Consider the following 9,722-nt stretch of genomic DNA (forward strand, 5'->3'; position numbering starts at 1 on the left):
GGCGCACAAGGATGTGCGTCGTTTTTCGACGAGACAGGGATGTCTCGTCGAAAAATCCTGCCGGCGGAGTGGACCCGCGATGCGTAGCATCGTGGGCGCGAAGGCAGGGTGTGTTTGACCAGCCATTCGGCTGTTGAAAGGGCGCTTCTTTTGGTTACTTCTTCTTTGCACAAGCAAAGAAAAGTGACTCGCTCCCCGTAGGGGAGTGAAAGCCTTTGCTGTTGCTGTCAGAGCGATGTTCACGCCATCACATCCGGAACACACCAAACCGCGTGTCCTGCACAGGCGCATTGAGACTGGCAGCCAAGGCCAACCCAAGCACCCTGCGCGTATCCGCCGGATCAATCACCCCGTCATCCCACAAACGCGCACTCGCATAATACGGATGACCCTGCGACTCGAACTGATCACGGATCGGCTGCTTGAACGCATCCTCCTCATCAGCCGACCACGCACCACCCTTGGCCTCGATACCATCACGCTTGACCGTGGCCAACACACTGGCGGCCTGCTCGCCGCCCATCACCCCGATGCGCGCATTCGGCCACATCCACAGGAAGTGCGGCGAATACGCGCGCCCGCACATGCCGTAATTGCCGGCACCGAAGGAGCCGCCGATCACCACCGTGTATTTCGGAACGCGCGCATTGGCCACCGCCATGACGAGCTTGGCACCATCCTTGGCGATACCGCCGTGCTCGTACTTGCGGCCGACCATGAAGCCGGTGATGTTCTGCAGGAACAGCAACGGGATATTGCGCTGGCAGCACAGCTCGATGAAATGCGCGCCCTTCAGCGCGGACTCCGAGAACAGGATGCCATTGTTGGCGATGATGCCGACCGGATGGCCATGCACATGCGCGAAGCCGGTGACCAGCGTATTGCCATAGCGTGGCTTGAACTCATCGAAACGCGAGCCGTCGACGATGCGAGCGATCACCTCGCGCACGTCATAGGGCTTGCGGGTGTCGCTGGGAATCACCCCGTACAGTTCCCGCGCGTCGAATAGCGGTGCCTCGCTGGGCTGCAGCGCAACGCCTGCGTCGGGCTTGCGCCAGTTCAGGTTGGCGATGATCGAACGCACCCGTGCCAGCGCCTGCAGATCGTTGTCGGCCATGTGGTCGGCAACACCGGAGATGCGCGTATGCACGTCGGCACCGCCGAGTTCTTCGGCGCTGACCACTTCGCCGGTGGCGGCCTTCACCAGCGGCGGGCCGCCGAGGAAGATGGTGCCCTGTTCCTTGACGATGACGGTTTCATCGCTCATTGCCGGCACGTAGGCGCCGCCGGCCGTGCAGCTGCCCATCACGCAGGCGATCTGCGGGATGCCCTGTGCTGACAGGTTGGCCTGGTTGTAGAAAATGCGGCCGAAATGATCGCGGTCGGGGAAGACCTCATCCTGCAGCGGCAGGAAGGCACCGCCGGAGTCGACCAGGTAGATGCAGGGCAGGCGGTTCTGCTGGGCGATTTCCTGTGCACGCAGATGCTTCTTCACCGTCACCGGGTAGTAGGTGCCGCCCTTGACCGTGGCATCGTTGGCAACGATCAGGCATTCCACCCCGGAGACGCGACCGATGCCCGCGACCATGCCGGCGCCGGGCACCGGATCGGCATACATGCCGTGCGCGGCCAGCGGCGCGACCTCCAGGAAGGGGCTGCCGGGATCGAGCAGGGCGTCGATGCGCTCGCGCACCAACAGCTTGCCGCGCGCACTGTGCTTGGCCCGGGCTGCATCGCTGCCGCCGCGCGCGGTGGCTTCCAGTGTTGCGCGCAGGTCGTCGACCTGGGCCTGCATCGCGGCGCGGTTGGCTTCGAAGCTGTCACTGCCGGGTTGCAGCTGGGAGGTGAGTACGGTCATGGCCGAGGTCCTGGATTCTGGAGCTTGTCTGCGCGGAAACATGGCAGCAGGGCTTTTGTTTTTGCTGTTGCTTTGCTGTTGCTTGGCTTTTGCTTTTGCCGTTGCTCTGCTGTTGCGTCCCTTCTCCCGCTTGCGGGAGAAGGTGCCCCGCAGGGGCGGATGAGGGAAGCTTCTAAAGCATTGGGCCTGCTTGCCAGGAGCTTCCCCTCACCCCAACCCCTCTCCCGCAGGCGGGAGAGGGGCTTCTATTCCGCTTTGATTCTGCTTTGTGTCATTCATGCGGTCTTCTGGAACAACTCGCGCCCAATCAACATGCGGCGGATTTCCGAAGTACCGGCACCAATCTCATACAACTTGGCATCACGCCACAAGCGCCCGGCCGGGTACTCGTTGATATAGCCGTTGCCGCCGAGGATCTGGATGGCTTCACCTGCCGCCCAGGTTGCCTTCTCGGCCGAATACAGGATGGCGCCGGCCGCGTCCTGGCGGGTGGTACGGCCCTGGTCGCAGGCCTTGGCCACCGCATACACATAGGCGCGACAGGCATTGAGGCCGACATACATGTCGGCCAACTTGGCCTGGATCAGCTGGAAGCTGCCGATGGCTTCGCCAAACTGCTTGCGCTCATGCACATAGGGCAGGACCACATCCAGCGCCGCCGACATCAGGCCCAGCGGGCCGCCCGACAACACCACGCGCTCGTAGTCCAGGCCGGACATCAGCACCTTGACCCCACCACCAACTGCACCCAGCACGTTCTCGACCGGCACTTCGCAATCCTGGAACACCAGCTCGCAGGTGTTGGACGAGCGCATGCCCAGCTTGTCCAGCTTCTGCGCGGTGGAGAAGCCCTTCATGCCCTTCTCGATGATGAAGGCGGTGATGCCGCGTGAGCCCGCATCCGGGTCGGTCTTGGCATAGACCACCAGCACGTCGGCATCGGGACCATTGGTGATCCACATCTTGTTGCCGTTGAGCACGTAGTGATCACCGCGCAGCTCGGCGCGCAGCTTCATCGATACCACGTCCGAACCGGCACCCGGCTCGCTCATTGCCAGCGCGCCGACGTGTTCGCCACTGCACAGCTTGGGCAGGTATTTGTGCTTCTGCGCTTCGCTGGCGTTCTTGCGCAGCTGGTTGAGGCACAGGTTGGAATGCGCGCCATAGGACAGGCCGATGCCGCCGGAAGCACGCGAGATTTCCTCCATCGCCACCACATGCGCCAGGTAGCCCATGCCGCTGCCGCCGTATTCTTCTTCCACGGTCATGCCCAGCAGGCCCTGCTCGCCGAGCTGGCGCCAGAGCTGGTTGGGGAAGTGGTTGCTGGCGTCGGCTTCGGCGGCCAGTGGCGCGATGTGGGCGGCGGCAAACTGCGCCACGCTTTCGCGCAACATGTCGATTTCTTCGCCCAGATCAAAATTCAGGGTGGGGACGTGCATGGCTGGCTCCGGTACTGCTTGGCGATAAGGGGCGCACCGGGTTGGGGAGACGGGCAGGCCGTCGGCACGGGCGTTTGCGCGCAGCCTAGCGGCTCCCGGACAAAAAGTGAATACAAATTCAAAAATTGAACATAGAATCAACAAATGGCTTACAAGCGCTCGGAATTGATGGAAAAACGGCTGGCGGGCAACCGCGAGCGGATCCTGGTCGCCGCCCGCCGGCTGGTCGCCGCAGGTGGCTATCGCAATGCGCCGATCACCGCCGTGGCGGCCGAGGCGGGGGTCTCGACCGGGTTGATCTACCGGCATTTCCCGTCCAAGGCCGAGCTGTTCGTGGAGGTGCTGACCTTCGCCGTGGAACACGAGCTGGAGATCCTCGCCGCCATTGCCGATCAGCCCCTGCCGGCGCCGCAGCGGCTGCAGCTGGCGGTAGCCTCGTTCGTGCGCCGCGCCATGGCCGGCCCGGGCCTGGCCTATGCCTTCATCGCCGAGCCGGTGGACCCGGAAGTGGAGGCCGAGCGCATCCGCTGCCGGCGTCTGTTCGGTGACGTGTTCAAGCGCATCCTTGAAGACGGCGTACGCGCTGGCGAGCTGCCGGCGCAGGACCTGGAGATCAGCGCGGCCTGCATCGTCGGTGCCTTCACCGAAGCCCTGGTTGGGCCGACCGCGCCCAGCCGTGACGGCCTGCGCGATGGCGAACACCTGGTCGCTGCGATCAGTGCGCTGTGCCTGCGCGCAGCCGGTGCGCCGATGCCGCAGTGAGTGCTGTAAGCCCTGCGGGATGCTGCAATGCCGCACTTGTGTGCGCGTTCAGGGCATTGCGGGAGCGGGCGGACGCTGGTCTATACTCGCCCAGCAGCTGCTGGTCCACCGACAACTCGCCCGGGGTGATGAGACGTGCGGAATTACGACCTTGAGTTCCTGAAACGCTTTTCCATCGTGATCGCCATCCTGGCCGTCATCACGATTGGCTTGATCATCTTCGCGTCCTACCTGCAGCACGTCATTCCCAAGGAAGTGTCGCCGACCGCGACCAAACGCATCGAGGAACGCATCGCCCCCATTGGTGCGGTGTACGCCGGCGCCACCGGGGCATCGGCACAGGCTGCCGCTTCAGCAGCAGCTGCCGCTGCGGCAGCAGCCAGCGGGGCCTACGGTGGCACCCTGGACGGCAAGACCATCTTCGACAGCCTGTGCACCGCCTGCCACACCACCGGCGTTGGCAAAGCACCGACCCTGGACCACAGCCACTGGGATCAGCGCCTGGCACAGGGCAAGGACACCCTCTACAAACACGCCATCGAGGGCTATACCGGCCCGGACGGCGGCATCATGCCGCCCAAGGGCGGCAATGCTGGGCTCAGCGAGGAGCAGATCCACGCCACTGTGGACTGGATGCTGGCCAATCTGAAATAGAAAGCCGCCAGACTCACGCAGCTGGCAACAGGCCCGATTGCTGCAGAATAGCCGGCGCCGCCCCACCAGGGCGGCGCTTTGTGTTTCCGTCTTCCCCGGAGTGCGTCCATGCGTTGTACCCCTAGCTTGCTTGCCCTGGCCTTGGCTGCCGCCTGTTCCGGCGCGGCGCTGGCTGCCCCCTCCAGGCCCGTTGTACTGCCGATCGGCAGCGTGCAGGGCACGACCGGTCACAGCCCGTACGCGGGCAAGACCGTCACCATCGAGGGCGCGGTGACCGCCGATATGCGCGATGGCCTGGGCGGCATCTTCGTGCAGGACGCAGGAGATGCTGATACCGCCACTTCCGATGCCATGTTCGTGCGCCTGCCCAAGGAGCAGACCGTGCAGGTCGGCCAGTGGCTGCGCATTACCGGCACCGTCGAAGAGCAGGCCGCCGGCAAGAGCGAGCAGGGCCTGACCACGCTGCAGGCCCAGACCGTCAACCCGGCTGCAGCGCGGCCCGTACCGGCGCCGCTGGTGTTGACCGATGTCCCCGCCAACTGGGAAGCATTGGAAGGCATGCAGGTGCGCATTCCGACCGGCCTGACCGTGGCTGGCCAGGACCAGCTCTCGCGCTACGGCGAACTGACCGCTGCCTTCGGCGGCCGCCTGTGGCAGCCCAGCGAAGTGGCCGCCGCCGGCAGCCCCGAACAAGCCGCGGTGATTGCCGACAACAACCGCCGTCGCCTGCGCCTGGACGATGCCAGCGGCAAGCGCGATCCGGGTGCGGTGCCGTATCTGGCGCCGGACCAGCTGCTGCGCAGCGGCGCGCAGCTGCGCGACGTGCAGGGCATCGTCGACCAGCGTTTCGATGGCGGCTATCGGCTGCAGCTGACCGCTCCGGTCGTGGTGGATGCCGAGCGTCCGCAGCAGCCACCGACGGTGGCTGGCGGCCTGCGCATCGCAGCGTTCAATCTGGAGAATTACTTCAATGGCGACGGCAAGGGCGGCGGCTATCCGACCTTGCGCGGCGCCAAGACCGCCGAACAGCAGGCGGCGCAGCAGGCCAAGCTGATCACCACCATCGGCAGCCTCAATGCCGATGTTGCCGCGCTGATGGAACTGGAGAACGACGGCTACGGCCCGGGCTCGGCGATCGATCAGCTGGTGCGCGCGCTCAATGCGGCGCAGGGCAAGGAGGGCGACTGGCGCTTCGTCGATGCCGGCAAGGGCCCGGGCGACAACCCGATCCGTGTCGGCATCATCTACCGCGCCTCAAGGGTGAGCCCGGTCGGCAAGCCGGCGGTGCTGGAGCGCGAGCCGTTCGGCGAGCGCAGCCGCGTGCCGTTGGCGCAGGCCTTCCGCATGGGCCGCAAGGGCACGCCGTTCGTGGTGGTGGCCAACCACTTCAAGTCCAAGGGCTGCTCGGAAGCGAGTGGCGAGAATGCTGATCGCAATGACGGCCAGGGTTGCTGGAACGCCACCCGCGTGGAATCCGCCAAGCTGCTGCACAGCTGGCTGCAGGAAGATCCGACCGGTACCGGCAGCCGTGATGCGGTGTTGCTGGGCGACTTCAACGCCTATGCAATGGAAGACCCGATCCGCACCTTGAATGCCGATGGCTGGCAGGACGCGTTCAAGGTAGCCGGCGTGCAGCAGCCTTACAGCTACGTCTACAACGGTTTGACCGGTCGCCTGGATCACGCCTTGCTCAGCCCGGGCATGGCGGCGCGGCTGAAGGGTGCGGCCGAGTGGCATATCAATGCCGATGAGGCGGACGAGGTGGGTTACCAGGGCCGCAATGTACCGGGGCCGTGGCGCAGCTCGGACCATGATCCGTTGTTGCTGGGGTTTGAGCCCTGAGGGCCAGGAGTGAGTGAAGAGGAGTGAGGAGTGAGAAAAGCAGCGAGCTGCTCGCTTTCTGCCTGTCTCTCACTTCTCGCTCCCTTCCATCCGTTCATAACCCGAAATTCCTGCGCACCGTCAGCGCAAGCCTGAGCCGGAGCAATGAGGGCAGCAGCTTGTATCTCACTCCTCACTCCTCTTCACTCACTCCTGTCTCTAAAGCGTCCCGCGCGCAATCAGTCCAATCGCCACCACCGCCAGCGCCAGGCCAAGCCGATTCCACACGCTGGTCTTTTCGCCAAACACCAGCACGCCGACCAGCGCACCCAGACACACCACGCCAATATTCATGCCCGCGAAAATCGTCGCCGGGCTGTGTGGCAGTGCCTGGTGCGCGCGCACGTAAAACAGAATGTTGCCGAAGTTCAGCAGCCCGAGCAGCAGGCCAAAGCCAAGATTTCCCAGGGTCAGCCGGTTGTTGCCACCGAAATGCCGCTGCAGTTGCCACACCAGCATCAGCACGAAGGCGATGCCGAAGCTCACCAGCAGGGCCGCGGTGGAAGGCGTGCCCGCCGCTGCCACCTGCTTGAGCAGGATGTCGATCAAGGCAAAGCCGGCCCAGACCCCGAGCAACCAGCCCCAACTGGAGCGCGAACGCTCGGCTGCATCGCCATCGCGCGCGGTCACACCGACAATCGCCAGCAAGCCCAGTCCCAGGCCCGCCAGTTTCCAGCCGTTGGCCTGTTCGCCGAACAGCAGAAAGGCGGCCGCCAGTGACAGCAGCAGGGACAGGCGCTGGGCCACGTCGCTGCGCACGATGCCGGCCTCGCGCACCGCGCGGGCCAGCACCAGGAAGATGCCGGGCAAGGCCACGGCCAGGCCAAGCAACGCCAACCACGGCGTGTGCCCGCTCTGCAGCGACTGCAGCGACGGCTTGAGCAACAGCAGCGACAGCACGCTGGCGGCGAGGTAGTTCCAGGTCACCGCCTGGGCGATATCGACGCCACGACGCGGTGCCAGTTTCAGCAGCACCGATACCAGAACACTGCAGATCACACTCAGGACAAGGAAATGCATGGATTGGGGCAGTTGTGAAGGGCGGGCGTGAAGCCGCCGGACGGGGCCGCTATTATGGCCGTATGCAAACTCTCCCATTCCCCCACGAATCGGCGACGCTGATGCTGGACGGCCCGGCCGGTCCGCTGGAAGTCGGCGTCGACCTGCCTGATGGCGAGATCGCCGCGCGTCCGATCATCGCCGTCATCTGCCACCCGCTGTCCATCGAGGGTGGCAGCATGCACAACAAGGTGGTGACCATGGTCTCGCGCGCGCTGCGCGACCTGGGCATCACCACCGTGCGTTTCAACTTCCGCAGCGTCGGTGCCTCGGTTGGCACCTACGACAACGGCGAAGGCGAAGCCGACGATCTGCGCGCGGTGGTCAACTGGGTGCGCAGCGAACGCCCGGATGCCGCATTGTGGCTGGCCGGTTTCAGCTTCGGCGCCTATGTGTCGCTGCGCGCCGCCGCGCAGCTGCAGCCGCAGGCCTTGATCTCGATCGCGCCGCCGGTGGGCCGCCGCACCTGGGATTTTTCCGAAGTGCAGCCGCCGGCCAACTGGCTGGTGGTGCAGGGTGATGCCGACGAAGTGGTCGACGCGCAGGGCGTGTACCAGTGGCTGGAATCACTGCCGAACCCGCCGCAGCTGGTGCGCATGCCGGATACCTCGCATTTCTTCCACCGCAAGTTGATCGACCTGCGCGGCGCCATCCAGCACGAAGTGCGGCGCTGGCTGCCCGACGGCAGCAACTGAGCATGGATGCAATGACCCCCTCACAACGCTACGCCGCCGGCGTGGCCCGCGGCGATTGGCGCGACGATGTTGCCCAGCATGCCGCGCTGGCCGAGCTGGACCGCATCCATCTGGCCATCGTCGACAGTGCGCAGGACGGCTGGCTGGACCGCCTGTCCGCGTTCTGGAAGAAGCCCGAGCCGGTAAAGGGCCTGTACTTCTGGGGCGGTGTTGGCCGCGGCAAGACCTTCCTGGTCGACCTGTTCTACGACGGCCTGCCGATCGAGCAGAAGTACCGCACCCACTTCCATCGTTTCATGCGTGGCATCCACGAGCAGCTGCATGAGCACCAGGGCCAGAGCGATCCGCTGGCCAGGATCGCCCAGCAATGGAGAGACAAGCTGCGCGTGCTGGTGCTGGATGAGTTCTTCGTCACCGATATCGGCGATGCGATGCTGTTGGGACGCTTGCTGGAGCGGCTGTTCGCCGAGGGCGTGACTCTGGTGACCACGTCCAATACGGCGGTGGAAAACCTCTATCTCAACGGCCTGCAGCGCGACAGCTTCCTGCCGGCGATTGCCTTGCTGGAGAAGTATTGCGTCGAGTTGTATGCCGAGGGCACCGAGGACTACCGCATGCGCGCGCTGACCCGCTCGCCGGTATACCGTGCGCCGCTCGATAGTGAGAGTGATGCGTGGTTGGGCGGACGCTGGAAGGAGTTGAGCGGTGCCGAAGAAGCACGCGGCGGCAACATCCAGATCGAAGGCCGCAAGATCCCGGTGCGTGGCCGTGGCAAGAGCATTGCCTGGTTTGATTTCGCAGCTTTGTGCGAAGGCCCGCGTGGGCCGTCGGACTACATCGAGATCGCCCGCGAGTTCACCACCGTGCTGCTGGGTGGCATCCCGCATTTCGATCGCATGAATGAAGATGCCGCGCGCCGCTTCGTCAACCTGATCGATGAGCTGTACGACCGTCAGGTCAACCTGGTCTGCACCGCCCAGGACGCACCGCCCCTGCTGTACAGCGGCACCCGCCTGGCCGGCGCCTTCGAGCGCACTGCCAGCCGCCTGATCGAGATGCAGAGCGCCGAGTACCTGGGCACCGCGCACCGGAATTGATATCCATCGGTAGTGCCGAGCCATGCTCGGCAAGGGGCATTCCCAGCAATACCAATGTAGTGCCGAGCCATGCTCGGCAAGGGCATTCCCGGTAAAGCCTCTGCCGAGCATGGTTCGGCACGACAGCTTCAAGCCCCTCTCCCGGTTACGGGATAGGGGTTGGGGTGAGGGCAGCTTCTCGCTGGTAAAGCCACAGCCGAGCATGGCTCGGCCCAACAGCTTTAAGCCCCTCTCCCGTGTACGGGAGCGGGGTTGGGGTGAGGGCAGCGGGTTCGGT

The 9,722-nt window shown here is 64.8% G+C and carries 8 protein-coding genes; 5 read left to right on the plus strand and 3 right to left on the minus strand.

Going from position 1 to position 9,722, the window contains the following annotated elements; translation table 11 throughout:
• Positions 1-247 precede the first annotated feature (247 nt).
• Together AC1VXC_RS15925 and AC1VXC_RS15930 are read right to left on the minus strand one after the other, a co-directional pair.
• The gene (locus tag AC1VXC_RS15925) at positions 248-1,858 is read right to left on the minus strand and encodes a carboxyl transferase domain-containing protein (RefSeq protein ID WP_313494942.1); all 1,611 of its coding nucleotides are present in this window, start codon (positions 1,856-1,858) and stop codon (positions 248-250) included.
• 275 nt (positions 1,859-2,133) lie between these two features.
• Positions 2,134-3,297 carry an isovaleryl-CoA dehydrogenase gene (locus AC1VXC_RS15930; protein WP_313171260.1) on the minus strand — a complete coding sequence of 388 codons (1,164 nt, stop codon included), beginning with the start codon at positions 3,295-3,297 and terminating at the stop codon, positions 2,134-2,136.
• 144 nt (positions 3,298-3,441) lie between these two features.
• Here AC1VXC_RS15930 and AC1VXC_RS15935 point away from each other — a divergent pair, with 144 nt between their 5' ends.
• From AC1VXC_RS15935 to AC1VXC_RS15945, 3 genes are all read left to right on the plus strand, one after another.
• Positions 3,442-4,059 (plus strand): TetR/AcrR family transcriptional regulator, encoded by a 618-nt coding sequence (locus AC1VXC_RS15935; protein ID WP_313171258.1) that lies wholly within the window; start codon positions 3,442-3,444, stop codon positions 4,057-4,059.
• Positions 4,060-4,194: 135 nt separating this feature from the next.
• On the plus strand, positions 4,195-4,713 hold the full coding sequence (locus tag AC1VXC_RS15940; RefSeq protein WP_313495776.1) for a c-type cytochrome: 519 nt from the start codon (positions 4,195-4,197) through the stop codon (positions 4,711-4,713).
• A gap of 108 nt (positions 4,714-4,821) precedes the next feature.
• Positions 4,822-6,555: an ExeM/NucH family extracellular endonuclease gene (locus tag AC1VXC_RS15945; protein WP_313171254.1), complete on the plus strand. Its 1,734-nt coding sequence runs from the start codon at positions 4,822-4,824 to the stop codon at positions 6,553-6,555.
• A 198-nt stretch (positions 6,556-6,753) separates the two neighbouring features.
• On the opposite strand, the gene AC1VXC_RS15950 is transcribed toward AC1VXC_RS15945, so the two are convergent.
• Positions 6,754-7,614, minus strand: a complete 861-nt coding sequence (locus AC1VXC_RS15950) for an EamA family transporter (protein WP_481539062.1) — start codon at positions 7,612-7,614, stop codon at positions 6,754-6,756.
• A gap of 62 nt (positions 7,615-7,676) precedes the next feature.
• Between AC1VXC_RS15950 and AC1VXC_RS15955 the strand changes: the two genes are divergently transcribed.
• Together AC1VXC_RS15955 and zapE are read left to right on the plus strand one after the other, a co-directional pair.
• Positions 7,677-8,348, plus strand: coding sequence for an alpha/beta hydrolase (locus tag AC1VXC_RS15955; protein ID WP_481539061.1), 672 nt, complete (start codon positions 7,677-7,679; stop codon positions 8,346-8,348).
• A 2-nt stretch (positions 8,349-8,350) separates the two neighbouring features.
• A complete protein-coding gene (gene zapE / locus AC1VXC_RS15960; RefSeq protein ID WP_313171248.1) occupies positions 8,351-9,445 on the plus strand; it encodes a cell division protein ZapE in 1,095 nt (364 codons plus the stop codon).
• Positions 9,446-9,722: the final 277 nt, after the last annotated feature.

It is taken from the genome of Stenotrophomonas sp. STEN033 (genome assembly GCF_056856655.1).